This window comes from Halomonas fontilapidosi, from assembly GCF_014192285.1.
Lineage (GTDB): Bacteria > Pseudomonadota > Gammaproteobacteria > Pseudomonadales > Halomonadaceae > Halomonas > Halomonas fontilapidosi.
This window is the reverse complement of the sequence record NZ_JACHXQ010000009.1, coordinates 109,946-127,993: the sequence shown is the minus strand read 5'-3', so window position 1 is coordinate 127,993 and position 18,048 is coordinate 109,946. Positions and strand designations below refer to the sequence as shown.

Below are 18,048 nucleotides of genomic sequence, written 5' to 3'. Positions count from 1 at the left end.
AACCCGGCGCATGCTCAGCCGGTCAGCTGGTCGCCGACCGGCAGGCGTCGAATGCGCTTGCCGGTAGCCGCGAAGATGGCATTGCACAGGGCTGGCGCGACCGGCGGCAGGCCGGGTTCCCCCACCCCGCCCATGGCATCATCCGGGTTGTCGATCAGGTGGACACGAACGACCCGGGGTGCGTCCGGCATTCGGGGAATCAGATAGCTGTCGAAATTGTCCTGCTGGGCCACCCCGTCCTTGAAGGTCACTTCGCTCTGCAGGGCAATCCCGATGCCCATGACGCAGGCCCCTTCCAGCTGCGAACGGATGCGTTCCGGGTTGGCCTGGGGCCCGCAGTCGAAGGCGATATCCGCCCGATGGATGGTCAGTTCGCCCTCGTCACTCACTTCCACCTCAAAAACGATGGCGGTGTAGGACACGAAGCTGTGGTGGAATGCCAGCCCCAGACCGCGCCCTTTGCCCGTTTCGCGACCCCAGCCGGCTTCTTCGGTGGCGCGCTCGATCACCCGGCGCATGCGCGCCGTATCGATCGGATAGAGGTCCGGATCCTCGCCATAATTCCAGCCGTCTCCCACCGTCAGGTTGTGCACCTCACGGTCCGGCCCCAGCAGCTCCAGGACATAGTCGCGGTGATCCCTGCCGGCGGCCATGGCCATTTCATGGGCAAAGCTCTGAATCGCCCAGGCATGGGGCAGGTTGTAGACCGAACGGAACCAGCCGATGCGAACGTGGGCCGGTGCCGGCGGATTTTCCAGTCGGATGGCCGGAATGCTGAACGGCATGGTATTGAAGCCCATGCCCAGCTCGAATTCGCCCTTGTGCTTGGGGTCTGGCGCGAACAACGAGGCGATACTGGGCGAGAGGGTCCGGTGGCGCCAAGCGATCGCCTTGCCGTCCGCGTCGAGGCCGGCTTCCAGGTGATCGACGGAGACGGCGTGGAAGTAGGCGTGCTGGATATCGTCTTCCCGAGACCACTGCAGCTTGACGGGCTGCCCCTCGAACTCTCTCGCCACTGCCGCCGCCTCGGTCACGAAATCCGGCTTGGACTTGCGCCCGAAACCGCCGCCCAGCAGGGTCTGATGAACGGTCACGCTCTCCTTGTCGATCCCCAGCCGCTGCGCGATGCCCTCACGCGTCGCCCGCGGATTCTGGACCGGCGCCCAGGCCTCGGCCTTGCCATCCCTGATCCTCACGATCGCCACTGGCGGCTCCATGGGGGACTGTGCCATATGCGGCATGTAGTAGGTCGCCGACACACGCGTGTCGGCATCTTCCAGGGCGGCCTCGACATCACCGGTCTGCCGGATGACCTTGCCAGGTGACTGCGCCGCCGCTTCCAGGGATTCCCGGTAAGGGTCGGAGGTGTAGTCGGCATTATCACCCGCCGGCGCCATGTCCCACTCGATCTCCAGCGCCCTGCGGCCCTCCATGGCGGCCCAGGTATTGGAGGCCACCACCGCGACCCCGCCGAGCGGATTGAACGCCGCTGGCTGGCCGGTGCCCTCAATACGGAGCGTTTTCCTGACCCCTGGCACCTTCAGCGCCTCGCCGTCATCGACGCGCTTCACTCTGGCGCCATACACGGGCGGGCGGGCCACCACCGCGTATAGGGTATCCTCCAGGTCGACATCGGCGCCAAACACCGCCTGGCCGGAGACGATATCCTCACCGTCGATGGCCTTGGGATGGGCGGATACCAGTTCCCCGTTGATCAGGCCGGACTCCTTGCCGATGAAGCGCAGCTCGCTGTCGGACTTCAGCACCAGGGCATCTCGACCCGGCACATCCAGGTCTCGCGCCGCTTGCGCCAGGGCGCCGAAGCCAAGCTCACGGCCGGTGGGCGAGTGAACCACTTTATGGATCTCGGCGCGCACCTCGTGTACCGGCACCTCCCATTGCTGGGCCGCGGCCTGCTCGAGCATGATGCGGGCGGCGGCCGCGGCACGACGCATGGGGTCATACCAGTGGCGCATGCTGCGCGAGCCGTCGGTGTTCTGGTTGCCGTACTTGTCCTGATCGGCATTCGCCTGCTGCGCCCGAACGCGGTCCCAGTCGGCGCCGAGTTCATCGGCGGCGACCATGACCAGACTCGTGCGGATGCCCTGCCCCATCTCGGCACGATTGTTGATGATGGTCACCCCACCATCGCTGTCGATGTGGATAAACACATTCGGGTCATCCACCCAGCCACCGGGCATGGCGCCGGCACCGAACTGGGCCGTTTCACTGGCCAGCCCCAGATCCCATCGCGCGGCCAGCAGCAGGGCCGAGCCGCCGACCAGCCCTTTCAGAAGACCACGGCGACTGACGTTGGCAAGCAGCAGCCTGTCGTTTGCGTAACTCATGAGCTGGCCTCCTTGCCCGAAGCCCGCTCGATGGCGGCCAGAATGCGATTGTAGGTACCGCACCGACACAGGTTGCCGGCCATGGCGTCAACGATGTCCTGGGTGTCAGGCTCGGGGGTTGTCTTGAGCAAGGCGGTAGCGTTCATGATCTGTCCACCCTGACAGTAACCGCACTGGGCGACGCCGAGGTCCAGCCAGGCCGCCTGTACGCGCTGGCCCACGGCATCGTCGGCCATGGCCTCGATGGTGGTCACCTCCCTGCCCTGGACAGCGGAGACCGGCGTGATGCAAGCGCGCGTCGCTGCGCCATCCAGATGAACGGTACATGCTCCGCACTCGGCGATACCGCAGCCGAACTTGGTGCCTCTCAGGCCCACAATGTCACGCAGGGCCCAGAGGAGCGGCATGTTGTCCGGAACATCGAGCTCATGTTCCCTGCCGTTGATCGTCAAGGTGACCATGTTGCCTCTCCTGGTTGATGGTGAGCAGCGCAGACCAGCGCCTTCTATTGACCTTAACGGCTCGAGGCCATTTCGCAACCGTCAGCCAGGGTGGGATATCGAGGGTCGTCCGCTTACCATGCGGTTCTTTTCGGCCCATGACCGCATGAGGCCCCGACTCAAGGTACCGAGGACACCATGCCGCTGCTCACCTTCCTGCCCCCGCTAGGCGCCGTGCTGATCTGGTCGGGCAACATGACCATCAACCAGCTCACCGTGGGCAGCATCGCCCCGAGCAGCATCGCCTTCCTGCGCTGGCTGCTGGCGCTCGCCGTGCTGACGCCCTTTCTGGCCCCGGCGGCGTGGAAGCATCGCGCCACGATTCGTCGGGAGTGGCCGAAACTCGCTGTGCTGGGCCTGCTGGGCATGGGCCTGTGGCAGGGGCTCGCCTACGTCGCCGCCGAGACCACCTCGGCCACCAACATGGGCATTCTTGCCGCCATGGTGCCGCTGCTGACCGTGCTGCTCAGCGCACTGATCCTGCGAGAGGCGCCGAGCCTGGGCGGCACCCTGGGCGGGGTGCTGGCCCTGATCGGTGTCGCGGTGCTGCTGGGGCACGGCGACCCCCTCTCGCTGCTCGAGCTGAGCGTGGCCCGGGGCGATGTGCTGATGGTGGTGGCCGCCACCTGTTACGCCCTCTACGGGGTGATGCTCAAGCGCTGGCCGCTGGAATTGCCGCCCTGGATACTCCTCTACGCCCAGGTGATCTTCGCCGTGCTCTTCCTGCTGCCTCCCTGGCTGATGGGCCCCATGACCCCGGTCGACGGCAGCAATATCGGCCTGATCCTCTACGCCGGCATTCCGGCCTCGATCATCACCACCTTTCTGTGGATGCGCGCCATCCGCCAGATCGGCGCCAGCCAGGCAAGCATCTTCATCAACCTGATGCCGGTGTTCAGCGCGCTGATCGCCATGGCCTGGCTCGGTGAGCAGGTCGCGTTCTACCACCTCACCGGCGGTGCCCTGGTGCTGGCGGGGGTCATCATGGCGCAGACCCTCACTCGCCCGCTGGGAGCGCGCCCGGCGAGGGCGACGCGCCTCGACCGTGGCCCGCGCTGAGCATGGTAGACTCGACGCATTCCCCTGACCCGAAGAAAGGACGCGCCATGGCCCCTGACGACCTTCACCTCAACCTGCGCAATCTGGAACCGGGCGATTACCCCCAGCTCCAGTCGCTGATGGATCGGGTCTATCACGACATCGGCGGCGCCTGGCCCAAGCCCACCATCGACAAGCTGATCAAGGAGTTTCCCGATGGGCAGATCGTCATCGAGGATGACGAGACCATCGTCGGCGTCGCGCTGACTGCGCTGGTGGACTACGACACCTTCTCCAACCCCCATCAATATGACGACCTGATCGGCAAGCGCGAGATGATCCTCAACGAGCCGGAAGGCGACGCCATGTACGGCCTCGACGTGCTGATCCATCCGGACTATCGCGGCTACCGGCTGGGCCGGCGCCTCTACGAGGCGCGCAAGGAGCTGTGCCGCTCCATGAACCTGAGGGCCATACTGGCCGGCGGGCGTATCCCCCAGTACCACGAGCATGCCCATGAGCTCTCTCCGGCCGAATACCTCGACAAGGTGGCGCGCAAGGAGATCCACGACCCGATCCTCTCCTTCCAGCTGGCCAACGACTTCCAGGTCAAGCGCCTGCTGCACAAGTACCTGCCGGAGGACGAGAAGTCCCAGGGCTATGCCACCCTGCTGGAGTGGAACAACATCCTTTTCGAGCCGGCGGAACGGGTGCTGGAGAACCGCCCTACGCAGGTTCGCGTCGGCGCGGTGCAATGGCAGATGCGCGAGTTCGACTCGGTGGAGTCGGTGCTGCAGCAGGTGGAGTACTTCGTCGACGCCCTGGCCGACTACCAGAGCGATTTCGCGATCTTCCCGGAGCTGTTCAACGCCCCGCTGATGGGACTGCAGGACCGCGCCGCCCAGCAGGACCAGATGGCCGCCATCCGCTTCCTGGCGGGCTTTACCGACCAGTTCAAGACCGAGCTGTCACGCATGGCGGTCTCCTACAACATCAACATCATTGCCGGCTCGATGATCGAGGCCGGCGAGGACGATCGCCTCTACAACATCGCCTACCTCTGTCATCGCGATGGCAGCATCGAACGCCAGGCCAAGCTGCATATCACGCCCCAGGAGCGCCGCGACTGGGTGATCGAGGGCGGCGACGAACTGCTGGTGTTCCAGACCGATGCCGGCCGAGTGGGTATCCAGATCTGCTACGACGTGGAATTTCCCGAGCTCTCGCGGCTGCTCGCCGACCAGGACATGGACATCCTCTTCGTGCCGTTCTGGACCGACACCAAGAACGGCTATCTGCGGGTACGCCACTGCGCCCAGGCCCGGGCCATCGAGAACGAATGCTATGTGGTGCTGTGCGGCAGCGTCGGCAACGTGCCCTCCATCGAGAACATGGAGATCCAGTACGCCCAGTCGTCGGTCTTCTCGCCCTCGGACTTCGCCTTCCCTCACGATGCCGTGCTCTCCGAGACCACGCCCAACACCGAGATGATCATGTTCTCGGACCTCGACCTGACCCGCCTGACCGTGGTGCGCGCCGAGGGCTCGGTGACCAACCTCAAGGACCGCCGCAAGGACCTCTTCGACCTGCGCTGGCGAGACTGGTCCTGGAAGTCCGGGGGCCGGCCATCCGGGGCCAACCCGGAGGAGAGCTGACGCCATGCTCGGGCGGCTGCTGCGCCTGGGGGGCCGGCGCTTCGAGGAGCGCCACCCCTTCCCCGAGGCGCTCTGGCATGAGGCCCGGCAGCGCGTGCCGCTGCTCGCCACCCTGCCCGACGACCAGGCCGAGCGCCTCGGTCATCGCGCCTGGCAGTTCGTGCATGCCAAGCGCCTGAGCCTGCACCCTGAACTCGCCGAGGCCACCGACTTTGACCCGCCCGCCCAGCTGGCCATGGCGGCCCAGGCCTGCCTGCTGACCCTGGGCTGGGAGGAGGACGAACATCGCGAGGCCTTCGCCAATGTCCACGAAATCCTGATCCTGCCATCGGCCTTCCAGCGCCAGGTGGAGGAGATGGACGAGGCTGGCGTGGTCCATGAGTATGTCGACGAGCGCGCCGGCGAGACGTCCTCCCAGGGGCCGGTGGTGGTCTCCTTTCCCGACCTGATGGCGAGCGGCGACTTCACCGGCTTCAACGTGCTGATCCACGAGCTGGCCCACAAGCTCGACCTGGGCAACTCCCTGGACGTCGACGGCTTTCCGCCGCTACCCCGGGAGATCGACCCCCGGGAGTGGTACCGGGTCTTCATGGGCGTCTGGGAGGACCTGCAGTCGCGCCTGGCACTTGGCCAGCCGACGCCCATCGACGACTACGCGGCCACCCACCCCGGCGAGTGCTTCGCCGTCTGCTGCGAATATTTCTTTACCGCCCCCAGGGTGCTCCACGACGCCTATTCCGAGCTCTACGCACTGCTCTGCCGCTACTTTCGCCAGGATCCTCTGGCCGCTGGCGGCCGCTAGCCATTATATGGAATCTGCCCCAAGGGAAGCTCTGCTGCGGGGTGACCAGGACATCTCATGGAGGAGCTCGGACCAAGGAACCCGCCAACATGCCGCCATTGGCGACACGGTGACGAGCCCTTATGCTGTCGCTTTATCAGTCGCCAAGGCGCCCGCCAGCATGCCCCGTCCGCTCCTGCTTCCGCTGCTCGCCCTCATCGTGCTCGCCGGCCTGGCTGTGGGTTGGCAGTGGCTGGCCAGCGAGGACCTGCTCACCGTCGCCACCCTGCAGCGCCTGGTGCAGGGATCCCTGGCCTGGCGCGATGCGCCCTGGGCCGTGCTGGTGGTGATGGCGGTCTATGCCGGGGCGTCGCTGGTGATGTTCCCGCTCAGCCTGCTAGTGGCCCTGACCGGGCTGCTGTTCGGGCCCTGGTGGGGCTTTGCCTACGCGCTGGCCGGTACCCTAGCGGCCTCGATGCTGACCTGGTGGGTTGGCCGCCGGCTGGGTCGCGAGGCGCTGATGCGCCATGGCGGCCGGCACCTGCGCGGTCTCTCGCGCTACCTGTCAGGACGTGGCATCCGCACCATGACCCTGATCAACCTGCTGCCGCTGGCCCCCTTCACCCTGACCAACATGATGGCCGGCGCCTTCCGCCTGCGCTTTCGCGACTACATGATCGGCTCGCTGCTGGGCATCGTCCCGGGGCTTGCCGGGGTCACCCTGCTGGGCAGCCAACTCGGCGAGCTGGCGACTGCCGAGAGCCGCGGCGAACTGCTCTGGGCCGTCGCTGGCCTGCTGGCAGGGGTCGCCCTGCTGGCCGGGCTCAAGCGCTGGTCGGACCGGCGCCGCCGCCGCTGAGCGGGCGTCACTCCCGGGGGACTTCACTCTTGCGCTTGCCCTCCGCCCGATGGCCCGGCCACCAGGCCGGACGCTCCTGCTCCCACTCCTCCTGCACCAGGTGGCGCAGCAGCCGGCCACGATAGCAGAGCATCTGCCACTCGGCCCCCAGCCGGTAGCGCATCCGCTCCCAGCCCCCCTCGTCGGCATGGGTAAAGGGACCACCGCGGGCGATGGCACGGCGGTAGACCGCCAGGCAACGCTCGGCACAGCGCGCCTCGTCATAACCAGCCGCGGTCTCGAGGGCAGCCTCGGCCAGCGGCCGGCGAATCTCGGGGTCCGCCAGGGCCCCAAGCGCTTCAGCCATGGCGGCCACGTCGTCCTCGGCGAGCAGCCGCCCGTTGCGGCCATCGACCACCACCTCACGCACGCCGGGGGCATCGACCGCCACCACCGGCAGGCCCGTGGCCATGGCCTCGGCCACCACCATGCCCTGGGTCTCGCTATGGGAGGCGAAGGCGAAGACGTCCATGGCATGGTAGGCATCGATCAGCGCCTGGCCCTGCAGGCGGCCGGTGATGTGCAAACGCTCCGCCACGCCCCGGGCCTTGGCCAACGCCTGGATATCATCGCGGGCCTCGCCCTCGCCCACCACCAGGAAGTGGGCATCGGGCTTGGACACCAGCGTCTCGGCCACCGCCTCGGCCAGGAACGCCAGGTTCTTCTCCAGCGCCAGGCGCCCCAGATGGCCAATCACATAAGCGGACGCCGGAATGCCGAGACGGTCGCGCCAGCGCTGTCCCTCACCGCTGGCAAAGCGTGCAGTATCCACACCGCTCGGCACCACGCTGATGCGGGGATTGGCCTCGCGCCCCAATAGCAGGTCACGAATGCTCTCGCTGGGCGCGATCACCTCGTCGCACAGCCAGGTGTACTGGGTGGCGAGCGCCACCGCGAAGCGCTGCATGCGCGGCGAGTCGCCGGGCACGTAATGGGTGTAGTGCTCGTAGAGGGTGTGATGGGTAAAGATCAGGGGCAGGCCGTAGGTCTCGGCTGCCCGGGCCGCGGTATCGCCGAGCAGGAAGGGGTGGTGGGCATGGACGATGTCGGGATCGAAGGCCTCGATCGCCTCGTGCAGCTGCCCGGGAATCGGCACCGGCAGCGAGAAGTCGCTGCCGTTGAAGTACTGCATGGCGACGACCCTGACCACGTCCGTCTCGTGTTCGGGCTGCCCCGACATACGGGGCGCCACCACCAGCACCCGGTGGCCGGCGGCCTGCAGCTGGCGCTTGAGCCGCTGGACTGACTCGCTGACCCCGCCGACGATGGGCAGGTAGGTGTTGGTGAACATCAGCACATTCACGGGGACGTCTCTCCACGGATCGCAGTGGCGTCATTCTGCCGGGGTGGCACGCGGCTGACCATCTCCTCTTCAAGATAGGTGACGTAGGCGCGGATACGTGCCGGCACGTGCCGGTGCTGGCGATAAACGGCATGGAAGTCGGCGCGCACTCCCTGCCAGTCGGGCAGCAGCTCGACCAGGCGACCGCGGGCCAGGTGGTCGTGCACGTCCCACCAGGAGCGCAGCGCGATGCCGTGCCCCTCCAGCGCCAGCCGCATGATCACCTCGCCGTCGTTACTGGTAAGCGGCCCGGCCACCTTCACCGCCTGCTCCACCCCGGGGTCATCGCGGCGCTGGAAGCGCCACACGGCGAAGTCGCTGTCGTTCTCGCGCAGCAGCAGGCACGCCTGCCCCGAGAGGTCGGCCGGCGAGCGCAGCGGCGGCAGGGTCGCCACCCGGGCGGGGGCGGCGCAGAGCACGCGACGGTTGGCCAGGATCCGGCGGGCCACCAGCCGGGAGTCCGGGGGCTCGCCGACGCGGATGCCGATGTCGAAGGCCTGGTCGCCCAGGCTCAGCGGGAAACCGGAGAGCTCCAGGCTCGCCTCGATGCCGGGATGGTCGCGGCAGAAAGTCGAGAGCAGCGGGGCCACGTGGCGGCGGCCGAAGCCGAAGGTGGCGTTGACCCTGAGCGGGCCGGAGAGCTCGGCACGACGCTCACCGAGGGATTCCTCGAGCTCGCTGAGCTCCTCGAGGATCATCCCGCCCCGTGCCAGGTAGCGCTCGCCCTCAGCTGTCAGCGTCAGGCGCCGGGTGGTGCGGCTGGCCAGCTCGACGCCCAGCCGGGCCTCGAGCTGCTTGAGGCGCTTGCTCACCGCCGACAGCGACAGGCCCAGCTCGCGGGCGGTGGCGGTGAGGCTGCCGGCATGGGCCAGGCGGCGGAAGAAGGCCAGGTCATCGAGAGGCGCCATACCATTCTCTACTTTTACTCAACAATAAGTTGAATGATACCCCGATTATCTTTCTTTCGTGCAGGACTAGACTGGCGGAAAACCCATGCACCCTAGGAGGAGTTCCATGACCCATCGCATCGCCGTCATTCCCGGCGACGGCATCGGCAAGGAGGTGATGCCCGAGGGGCTGCGCGCCCTCGAGGCCGCCGCCACGCGCTTCGGCATCGACGTGACGCTCGAGCACTTCGACTTCGCCAGCTGCGACTACTACGCCGCGCATGGCCAGATGCTGCCCGATGACTGGTTCGAGCAGCTCAAGGACGTCGACGCCATCTTCTATGGCGCCGTGGGCTGGCCGGAGACGGTGCCCGACCACGTCTCGCTGTGGGGCTCGCTGCTGCAGTTCCGTCGCCGCTTCGACCAGTACGTCAACCTGCGCCCCTGCAAGCTGCTGCCCGGCGTGAAGAGCCCACTGGCGGACCGTAAACCCGGCGATATCGACTTCTACGTGGTGCGCGAGAACACCGAGGGCGAGTATTCCAGCGTCGGCGGCAGGATGTTCGAGGGCACCGAGCGCGAGGTGGTGATCCAGGAGACCGTGATGACCCGCACCGGGGTCGACCGGGTGCTGAAGTACGCCTATGAACTGGCCCAGTCACGCCCGCGCAAGAAGCTTACCTCGGCCACCAAGTCCAACGGCATTGCCATCACCATGCCCTGGTGGGACGAGCGCGTGAAGGCGGTGGGCGTGAACTACCCCCAAGTGTCGGTGGACCAGTTCCATATCGATATCCTGGCCGCCAACTTCGTCATGCACCCCGACTGGTTCGACGTGGTGGTGGCCAGCAACCTGTTCGGCGACATCCTCTCCGACCTCGGGCCGGCCTGCACCGGTACCATCGGCGTGGCGCCCTCGGCCAACATCAACCCGGACGGCACCTTCCCGAGCCTCTTCGAACCGGTGCACGGCAGCGCCCCGGACATCGCCGGCAAGGGCATCGCCAACCCCATCGGTCAGATCTGGTCCGCCGCCATGATGCTCGAGCACCTGGGTCACCCAGCAGCCAGCCAGGCTATCGTTGACGCCTTCGAGGCAGTGCTTGGCGAGGGCGACAAGGCGACACTGACGCCGGATATCGGCGGCAATGGCACCACCGAGACGCTGGGCCGCGCTATCGCCGAGCGCCTCGCCGGCTGAGCGACGTCAACGTCCCGATACACGACGGCCACCGCTTCGGCGGTGGCCGTCGTCGTTTCATCCCGCGTCGTGATCTGCGTCAAGAGGACGCATGTCAAAGGAGGAAGTACCGGCAGGGCGAGGCTAAGATAAAAATTAGGATTATAAGCATATAACGCATTAACTGCCCCGACATTGCGCAGGAGTCCTGCCATGACACGCCACCTCGAATCCCCCCGGTTAGGCCGTCGCCAGCTACTCAAGCTGGGCATCGGTGCCGGCGCCGCCGGTCTTGTGCCACTGACCGGCCTCGCGGCCAACACCGTCACGACGCAGGCACGCATCGTCATCCTCGGCGGCGGCGCGGCTGGCATGGCCATGGCGAATCGCCTGGCCATGCGCCTCTCCGGCGCCCGCATCACGGTGGTGGAACCCCGCGAGCTTCACCACTACCAACCCGGTTGGACCCTGGTCGCCGCCGGGGTGTGGCAACCCGACAGAACCCTGCGCGCCAACGCCGACTTCATGCCCCGCGGCATCGACTGGATACGCCAGCCCGCCGTGGGCGTCGACGCCGAGCTGCGCCGAGTCTCGCTGGCGGACGGCAGTGTTGCCGAGTACGACTTCCTGGTGGTCGCCACCGGCCTGCAACTCAACTATCACCTGATCGACGGCATGTCACCCGAGCTGATCGGCCGTCATGGCATCGGCAGCGTCTACACCAGCCTCGAGGCCGCCACCCGGACCCGCGATGCCATCGATACATGGCTCGGCCAAGGCGGCGGTCAAGGCTTGTTCACCGCGGCGCCCACCCCGGTGAAGTGCGCCGGTGCGCCGCTCAAGATGGCCTTCACCACCCTCTCACGCATCAAGGACACGGGTCGACGCGACGCCTTCAATCTCGACTACCTGACGCCCGGGACGGCCTTGTTCAGCCAGCCCTGGATCAACGACTTCCTCAAGCAACGCTTCGACGATGAGGGGATCCGGCGTCGACACTATTACCGGCTGTCGGCCATTGACCCCGGCGCAAAGCAGGCAGAGTTCACCTTCATTGGACCGGCCAGCGAGTTCACGTCCCACCACGAACTTCGCCAGGAAGAGTTCGGTCGCGAGGGCGAAATGACCGAAGTGATGGACTACGACTTCATCCATGTGGTGCCCCCCATGAGCGCGCCGGACTTCATCCGCGAGAGTGATCTCATCGCACGGCTGGGGCCGTTCCGTGGCGAGTGGCTGGATACCGACATTCACACCCTTCAGCACAACCACTACCCCGAGGTGTTCGGGATCGGCGACGTGATCGGGGCGCCGATCAACAAGACCGCCGCCAGCGTCAAGGCTCAGGCACCCGTGGTAGAGGCCAATCTGGTGGCCCAGCTCCAAGGCCAGGCGCTACCCGCCCGCCACAACGGCTACACCTCCTGCCCGCTGATCACCGATATCGGCAAGGCCATGCTGGTGGAGTTCGGTTACGACAACGACATGGCCTTCCTGCCCTCCTTCTCCTTCATCGATCCCAAGGAGGAGTCCTGGGCGGCCTGGGTGCTGAAAGACTACCTGCTGCAGCCCGCCTACTACGCCATGCTCGAAGGTCGCGTCTAAGGAGACACGTCATGCAATTCTCGCTTGCCGGCATCCTGGCGGTGCTGTCTCACGCCGTTCCGCCCTTCCTGCCGCTAATTCTGGCGATCCTGGCGCTGCTGGTGGTTGCCCAGCTGGTCGGCCGTCTGCGCGGCTATCGATTCACCGACTATCACTGCCGCCCGGCGGCCATCATCGCCCTGCTGGCAGGGGTCTCGACCCTGTGGTGGCTGCCGCGGTTGACCGGTTCGCAGCTTGCCTTCGTGGCCACGGCCACCGACTGGGCGGCGCTGGTGGCGGCGGCGCTCGGTGTCGCCCTGCTCACCTGGCTGGTGCTGCACCCACTGAGCTACCTGGTCCGCGGACCGCGCCGGCCTTGAGGGCAGCGCAGCGAGGTTTCAAAGGGCGCTCTGCCATGGGATAGCCGGCATGGCGGGAAGCCTGTACATCGGCGAGAGAGCAGCGAAAACCGCTGCTGCCTGTCACGAAGGAAGCTCTCCCGCCTTTTTCAGGCGCCAGCGCACGAATACCGGCCCCAGCAGTTCAAAGATGATCGTGGAGCCGATGACCAGGGGCAGGATCTTGCTGCCAATTTCCGGAAACCTCTCTTCCACCAACAGGGCCAGCCCCAGGGCTACGCCGGCCTGGGAGAGAAGACACCAGCCGACATTGCGACGCACGACGGGGTCGGCGCCCGCCATCGAGGATGCCAATGCCCCGCCGCCGACGAGTCCAACGGTCCGCGACGCAATGTACACGAGTCCGATGACGCCCAGTGATGGCAGCATGTCGATATCCATCTTGAAGCCCGCCAGCAGAAAGAACATCACCATGAACGGCTCGACGGCACCCTTTATGTCGCTGAAGGGGCGCTTGTAGTGCTTGGCCCGGTTTGCCACGGTCGCGCCAAGGGCCATGCAGGCCAGCAGGTAGGAAAGATTCAGCCACAGGGCGATTCCCCCGCAAAGCAGCACAAAGCCCGATGCCTCCAGCAGGGTAGGTTCGCCTTCCCTCAGACGCCCGGTCATCCAGGACATCGGCACGCCGAGGATGACCCCCAGTGCGATACCACCGAGCACCTCCCAGAGGGAGGAGAGCATCCAGCTGACTGGTGCCATGTCACTGTCGAGAGCCTGAGCCAGCACCAGCAGAAGGCTGAAAAGAATCACGCCCCAGGCATCATCGATGGCGACCACGCCGAGCACGGTGCGGCTCAGCGGGCCACTGGCCCCCTTTTCCTGTATCACGTCGAGGGTGGAGGCCGGTGCCGAGGCAGGGGCCATGGCCGCCAGCAACAGGCCCGTGGCAGGGTCGAGCCCGATGAGCTGAGTGGCCAGAAAAACGGCCGCAGCAGCGGCCACCACCTCGCCCAGCGATATGATCAATACCTTGCGTCCTGAACGCTTCAGCTCACGGCCGATGAAACGCTCGCCCAGCAGAAAACCGACCATCGCCAGAGCGAGGTGCGTCACCTGATCAAACCAGCTGGAGACTTTCTCGGGGACCAGGTCAAGGAGGTCGGGCCCGGCCAGCACGCCGATGACCAGCAGCACCGTGACACGCGGGATTCCCGTCTTTTCTCCCGCGATATGGGAGAACCAGCCGACCAGAAGCATCGCCCCAAGAATCAGGGTGAGGGGAACAGTGTCGGATATATGGAGAATGTCCTGTTGCATCAATCAACTCCATAACCCGGTGAGCCGCTCGACACACGCCTCATATTAGCGTCGTATTTCATCGATATCCGCAGAGGGAGCGAAGGCACTCCTGACGTGGAATCAACCGGAAAGAGCAACGCGCAGCTTTCGCGACCATTACTGCAGTGCAACAAACGAGACTTCAGGCTAGACGAGTCGATCCCGTGTTTCCAGGGTCAGGCAGGCAAAAGACTCAGAAGGTCCCGGAGAGCGTGACATCCTCAGGTCGGCGACTCACCCAGAAAGCAACTCATGAAAAAGCCCCGACCCGCCTTCTCTGCCAGAGAAGGCGGGTCGGGGCCTGGCGTCTTGGCTGCACTGCGGGTCGGCGTCAGCCGGCCAGCTTCGCGGCGATGCGCGCGACGTGCTCGCCCTGGAAGCGGGCGATCTTGAGCTCACGCTCGTCGGGCTGGCGAGAGCCGTCGCCACCGGCGATGGTTGAGGCGCCGTAGGGGTTGCCACCACCGGCCTGGTCGAAGACGTACTGCTCGCCGATGCCGTAGCCCAGCGGCACGATCACCATGCCGTGGTGCGCCAGGGTGTGCCAGAAGGAGGTGATGGTAGTCTCCTGGCCGCCGCCGGTGCCGGTGGAGGTAAAGACGCTCGCTACCTTGCCGCGCAGCTTGCCGCCTGCCCAGAGGCCGCCGGTCTGGTCGAGGAAGGTGCGCATCTGGGCGGACATGTTGCCGAAGCGGGTCGGACTGCCGAAGATCACGGCATCGAAGTCGGCCAGTTCCGCGGGGCTCGCCTCGGGGGTATCGAAGGACTGGCCGCCGGCCTTGGCGAAGGCCTCGGCGTCCATGGTCTCGGGCACCCGCTTGACGGTGACCTCGACGCCATCGACTCCCTTTGCCCCCTCGGCCACGGTGTGGGCCAGGGTATCGATGTGGCCGTACATGGAGTGGTAGAGCACCAGCATCCTGGTCATTCGCTTATCTCCTGTCGTCGGTGTTCTTCGAAGACGTTCCTCGAAACAAGACCAGTCTAGGAACGAACAGGGCGAAAGGAAGCGAAGAAAATCGATGCCAACAGTCGACATGAGCGAATCATTACCCGCTGCGCCACACGCCCTCGATGATTCGCACCCGATCGGCGGCCAGGTTGTCACGCAGGTTACGCCCCATCGTCGCGAAGACCTCGCCGAAGATCAGCGCCGGCCCGGGCAGCGCCGGCCCCGACGGCGCCCCATCGCCCTCCCGCTGGCTGTGCTTGCGCCGCCAGGCGAGCGCCGTCTCAGTGACGTCCTGCACCGCCACCGGGGCGAAGCCTCCCTCGGCCAGCAGCGCCTCCAGGGACTGACGAGAGCGCAGGTGACTGGTCTCGGGGCGACGCGCCCAGGGGACCGGCAGGCACAGCGGCGAGGTGTCGCTGCCGACCACCACCTCGTGCAGCAGCAACGTACCGCCCGGCACCAGCAGCCGGCGCCACTCGGCGAGTACCGCGGCAATATCAGGCATGTTCATCAGCGCATGCTGGCACCACACCGCGTCGAAGGTGGCGCTCGCGAGCGGCGTCTGCGCCGCATCGGCGCACAGGAAGCGTGTGCGGTCATCGAGACCGGTCGCATGGCTCAGCCAGCCGGCAACCTCGATGAAGGCCGCGGTGATGTCCACCCCGGTCACTTCGGCGCCGAATTCTGCCGCCAGAAGCCGGCTCGCCCCGCCAGTCCCGCAGCCCACGTCCAGCACCCGGCTGCCGGGAGCGAGCTCACCCTGGGCTGCCAGAGAGCGACTGGCCCGTCGCCCACCCAGATGCAACTGGTCGATGCCGGCGATCTCGTCCAACGTAAGGTGGTCGGGGTCGAATCCTGCGTCGCGGAACGCCGCTCGCAGGCGCGTCAGCAGGCCCAGCCCGTTCTGTACGCCGGGCGAATCCACGCCGGGTGCGTCATAGTGGGCATCGAGGTGGCGGGCATGGTCGGTCACGGTACTCTCCTGGTGGCAGACGGCGTCGCCATTCTAGCCGGAGATGGCGCCACGCCCCATCGTGCAAAGGTCACGGCCTTGCCTCAGTCGGAAGCAACGACGAGGGGTGCTCTTGCCCGGCCCGATGCAGAGTTTCACCCTGGGCCCCGCCACTTTCATCCGACCGACCCTCGCTCTTGAGTCCGACGGCGACGAACAGGATGGTGTCAGCACGACACCACAACATCGACAACAGGTGCCCCTATGCCTTCCGAGATGAGCCTCGAGCAGTTCTTCGCCCGCCTGTGGGACGACTATACCGCCATGACGCCCCAGGCGAGCCGCATCCATGACGCTCTGGTTGCCGATGGCGAGACCATCGTCAACGATCATGTGGCCTTTCGCACCTTCGACCGCGGCCCCATTCGCCTGGCCGACCTGGAGCCTCACTTGCTGGCACTGGGCTACACGCCGCTGGAGCCCTACGACTTCGAGGCCAAGAAGTTGCGTGCCTGGGGTTACCTGCCGCCGAGGGATGACCAGCCCAGGGTCTTTCTCTCGGAGCTGAAGTGCCGTGAACTCTCGGCCAGTGCCCAGAGGATCATCGACGAGCTGGTCGAGCAGATCGACCCCGCGCGAGTCGCCTCACCCGAGGTGATGTGGGCGGGCCGCCTGTGGGAAGCGCCGACCTGGGCGGAGTACCAGACCCTGGCGGAAGAGAGCGAATACGCCGCCTGGCTATCGATCATCGGGCTGCGGGCCAACCACTTCACGGTCAGCGTCAACCACCTGCGCCATCACGATACCCTGGAGAAGCTGCTGACCAGGGTCGAATCGCTGGGACTGGGCATCAACGCCTCCGGTGGCCGCATCAAGGGCTCTCCCGAGGTGCTGCTCGAGCAGGCCTCGACGCTCGCCGACCGCATGCCCTTCACCTTCTCCGGCGGCCGAGTCGAGGAGATTCCCACCTGCTACTACGAGTTTGCCCGGCGCTATGCGGATGCCGACGGTCGGCTCTATCAAGGCTTCGTCGCCGCCAGCGCCGACCGGATCTTCGAGTCCACCGACGCTCGCCCCGACCATGCTGGCTGAGTGGCTCGACCAGGGCCTGGAAGGACGCACCCCCTCCCGCACCGGCGGCAGGGTCGCCGGGGGGGATTTCCGTCTGCTGGCCCCGGGAGTGCTCGAACTCGTGCCGGACGCCGCCTCGGCAGGCGCCAAAGCCTGTGTGCTCTCGGTCGGCATTCACGGCAACGAGACGGCTCCGATGGAGCTGCTCGGCGAGGTTCTTGCTCGCCTGGAAGCCGGCCTAGTGCGTCTGGGGGCGCCGCTGCTGGTGATCCTGGGCAACCCCGAGGCGATCCGGCGTGGCCAGCGCTATGTCACCACCAACCTCAACCGACTGTTCCGCCGCGACCTCGCGGAGACGGGTGCCGAACCCGACCGCGCAAGGGCGCTGATGGCCGAGGTAGACGCCTTCTATGGCCGTCACGTCGACCGGGAGCGCCTGCACTATGATCTGCACACGGCGATCCGCGACAGCCGCTTCCCGCGCTTCGTGGTCGAGCCCTTCGGCACGGCCCCGACGCCTGCCGAGCAGTGGCGCTGGCTGGCCGCCGCCGGCATCCAGGCCGTGCTGCACCAGCACCGCCACAGCTGGACCTTCTCGCACTACGCGAAGCACTATCACGGCGCGGCATCCTTCACCCTGGAACTGGGTCGTGCCCTGCCATTCGGCCACAACGAACTCGCCCCGCTGGCTCCCATGGGACGGCTGCTCGAGGCGCTGGTCGAGGGTCGTGAGCCGGCTGCCGGCGACGCCGGCAGCATGGCCTTCTTCCGCGCCGAACACGAACTGCTGCGCCACAGCGAGGCCTTCCGGCTCTGCTTTCCCGACGATACCCCCAACTTCACCGAGTTCCCGCCGGGCACCCGGCTGGCGGAAGATGCCATCGGCGGTGAGACTCGCGTCGGTGAGACCCCGCTGTCGGTGGTCTTCCCCAATGCCGACGTCGAGGTCGGCGCGCGGGCGGCACTGCTGGTGGCACCCAGCCCGCCGCCGGCGTGATGCCCCGCTGCCCCCGGCATCCCACAACAACAATTGCCAGGAGATTCCCCATGACCCATGCCATCGCCCTTCCCGATAGCGGTAGAATACCCGACGCGCCGCGGTCCCCTTCCGGAACGCCACCGGCCTGTTAGAATCGCCCTCTTTTCCCGGCCCGCAGCGGCCG

16 protein-coding genes are annotated in these 18,048 nt (G+C 66.5%); 9 read left to right on the top strand and 7 right to left on the bottom strand.

All coding sequences use genetic code 11. The features are described 5' to 3' along the window. Positions 1-14: 14 nt before the first annotated feature. Both FHR95_RS13320 and FHR95_RS13315 read right to left on the bottom strand, forming a co-directional pair. Entirely contained in the window at positions 15-2,348 is a 2,334-nt protein-coding gene (locus FHR95_RS13320; RefSeq protein ID WP_183314741.1) for a xanthine dehydrogenase family protein molybdopterin-binding subunit, read from the bottom strand. Next, positions 2,345-2,809: a (2Fe-2S)-binding protein gene (locus FHR95_RS13315; protein WP_183314740.1), complete on the bottom strand. Its 465-nt coding sequence runs from the start codon at positions 2,807-2,809 to the stop codon at positions 2,345-2,347. Before FHR95_RS13315 ends, FHR95_RS13320 begins: the two co-directional genes overlap by 4 nt. A gap of 177 nt (positions 2,810-2,986) precedes the next feature. Between FHR95_RS13315 and FHR95_RS13310 the strand changes: the two genes are divergently transcribed. From FHR95_RS13310 to FHR95_RS13295, 4 genes are all read left to right on the top strand, one after another. Beyond that, positions 2,987-3,907: a DMT family transporter gene (locus FHR95_RS13310; RefSeq protein ID WP_183314739.1), complete on the top strand. Its 921-nt coding sequence runs from the start codon at positions 2,987-2,989 to the stop codon at positions 3,905-3,907. 47 nt (positions 3,908-3,954) lie between these two features. Then, positions 3,955-5,541 carry a bifunctional GNAT family N-acetyltransferase/carbon-nitrogen hydrolase family protein gene (locus tag FHR95_RS13305; protein ID WP_183314738.1) on the top strand — a complete coding sequence of 529 codons (1,587 nt, stop codon included), beginning with the start codon at positions 3,955-3,957 and terminating at the stop codon, positions 5,539-5,541. A gap of 4 nt (positions 5,542-5,545) precedes the next feature. Continuing rightward, a complete protein-coding gene (locus FHR95_RS13300; RefSeq protein ID WP_183314737.1) occupies positions 5,546-6,343 on the top strand; it encodes a M90 family metallopeptidase in 798 nt (265 codons plus the stop codon). A 160-nt stretch (positions 6,344-6,503) separates the two neighbouring features. Continuing rightward, on the top strand, positions 6,504-7,181 hold the full coding sequence (locus tag FHR95_RS13295; protein ID WP_183314736.1) for a TVP38/TMEM64 family protein: 678 nt from the start codon (positions 6,504-6,506) through the stop codon (positions 7,179-7,181). 7 nt (positions 7,182-7,188) lie between these two features. Here FHR95_RS13295 and FHR95_RS13290 read toward each other — a convergent pair whose 3' ends face one another. Together FHR95_RS13290 and FHR95_RS13285 are read right to left on the bottom strand one after the other, a co-directional pair. After that, on the bottom strand, positions 7,189-8,523 hold the full coding sequence (locus FHR95_RS13290) for a glycosyltransferase (RefSeq protein ID WP_183314735.1): 1,335 nt from the start codon (positions 8,521-8,523) through the stop codon (positions 7,189-7,191). Further along, a complete protein-coding gene (locus FHR95_RS13285; RefSeq protein ID WP_183314734.1) occupies positions 8,520-9,470 on the bottom strand; it encodes a LysR family transcriptional regulator in 951 nt (316 codons plus the stop codon). The genes FHR95_RS13290 and FHR95_RS13285 overlap by 4 nt, the downstream gene beginning before the upstream one ends. A 106-nt stretch (positions 9,471-9,576) precedes the next feature. On the opposite strand from FHR95_RS13285, the gene FHR95_RS13280 reads away from it, so the two are divergent. The 3 genes from FHR95_RS13280 to FHR95_RS13270 all read left to right on the top strand — a co-directional run bounded on the left by FHR95_RS13280 (position 9,577) and on the right by FHR95_RS13270 (position 12,593). Beyond that, positions 9,577-10,650 carry a tartrate dehydrogenase gene (locus FHR95_RS13280; RefSeq protein WP_183314733.1) on the top strand — a complete coding sequence of 358 codons (1,074 nt, stop codon included), beginning with the start codon at positions 9,577-9,579 and terminating at the stop codon, positions 10,648-10,650. Positions 10,651-10,842: 192 nt separating this feature from the next. After that, a complete protein-coding gene (locus tag FHR95_RS13275) occupies positions 10,843-12,234 on the top strand; it encodes an NAD(P)/FAD-dependent oxidoreductase (RefSeq protein WP_183314732.1) in 1,392 nt (463 codons plus the stop codon). Between the two features lie 11 nt (positions 12,235-12,245). Then, on the top strand, positions 12,246-12,593 hold the full coding sequence (locus tag FHR95_RS13270) for a hypothetical protein (protein ID WP_183314731.1): 348 nt from the start codon (positions 12,246-12,248) through the stop codon (positions 12,591-12,593). Between the two features lie 102 nt (positions 12,594-12,695). Here the strand turns inward: FHR95_RS13270 and FHR95_RS13265 are convergent, their stop codons facing one another. From FHR95_RS13265 to FHR95_RS13255, 3 genes are all read right to left on the bottom strand, one after another. Then, the gene (locus FHR95_RS13265; RefSeq protein ID WP_183314730.1) at positions 12,696-13,889 is read right to left on the bottom strand and encodes a cation:proton antiporter; all 1,194 of its coding nucleotides are present in this window, start codon (positions 13,887-13,889) and stop codon (positions 12,696-12,698) included. A gap of 352 nt (positions 13,890-14,241) precedes the next feature. Next, positions 14,242-14,838: an NAD(P)H:quinone oxidoreductase gene (wrbA, locus tag FHR95_RS13260; protein WP_183314729.1), complete on the bottom strand. Its 597-nt coding sequence runs from the start codon at positions 14,836-14,838 to the stop codon at positions 14,242-14,244. 121 nt (positions 14,839-14,959) lie between these two features. Then, complete coding sequence (locus FHR95_RS13255) at positions 14,960-15,835, bottom strand: methyltransferase domain-containing protein (RefSeq protein ID WP_183314728.1); 876 nt, start codon at positions 15,833-15,835, stop codon at positions 14,960-14,962. A 243-nt stretch (positions 15,836-16,078) separates the two neighbouring features. Here FHR95_RS13255 and FHR95_RS13250 point away from each other — a divergent pair, with 243 nt between their 5' ends. Beyond that, positions 16,079-16,906: a DUF1338 domain-containing protein gene (locus FHR95_RS13250; RefSeq protein ID WP_246378580.1), complete on the top strand. Its 828-nt coding sequence runs from the start codon at positions 16,079-16,081 to the stop codon at positions 16,904-16,906. Then, on the top strand, positions 16,896-17,882 hold the full coding sequence (locus tag FHR95_RS13245; protein ID WP_183314727.1) for a succinylglutamate desuccinylase: 987 nt from the start codon (positions 16,896-16,898) through the stop codon (positions 17,880-17,882). The genes FHR95_RS13250 and FHR95_RS13245 overlap by 11 nt, the downstream gene beginning before the upstream one ends. Positions 17,883-18,048: the final 166 nt, after the last annotated feature.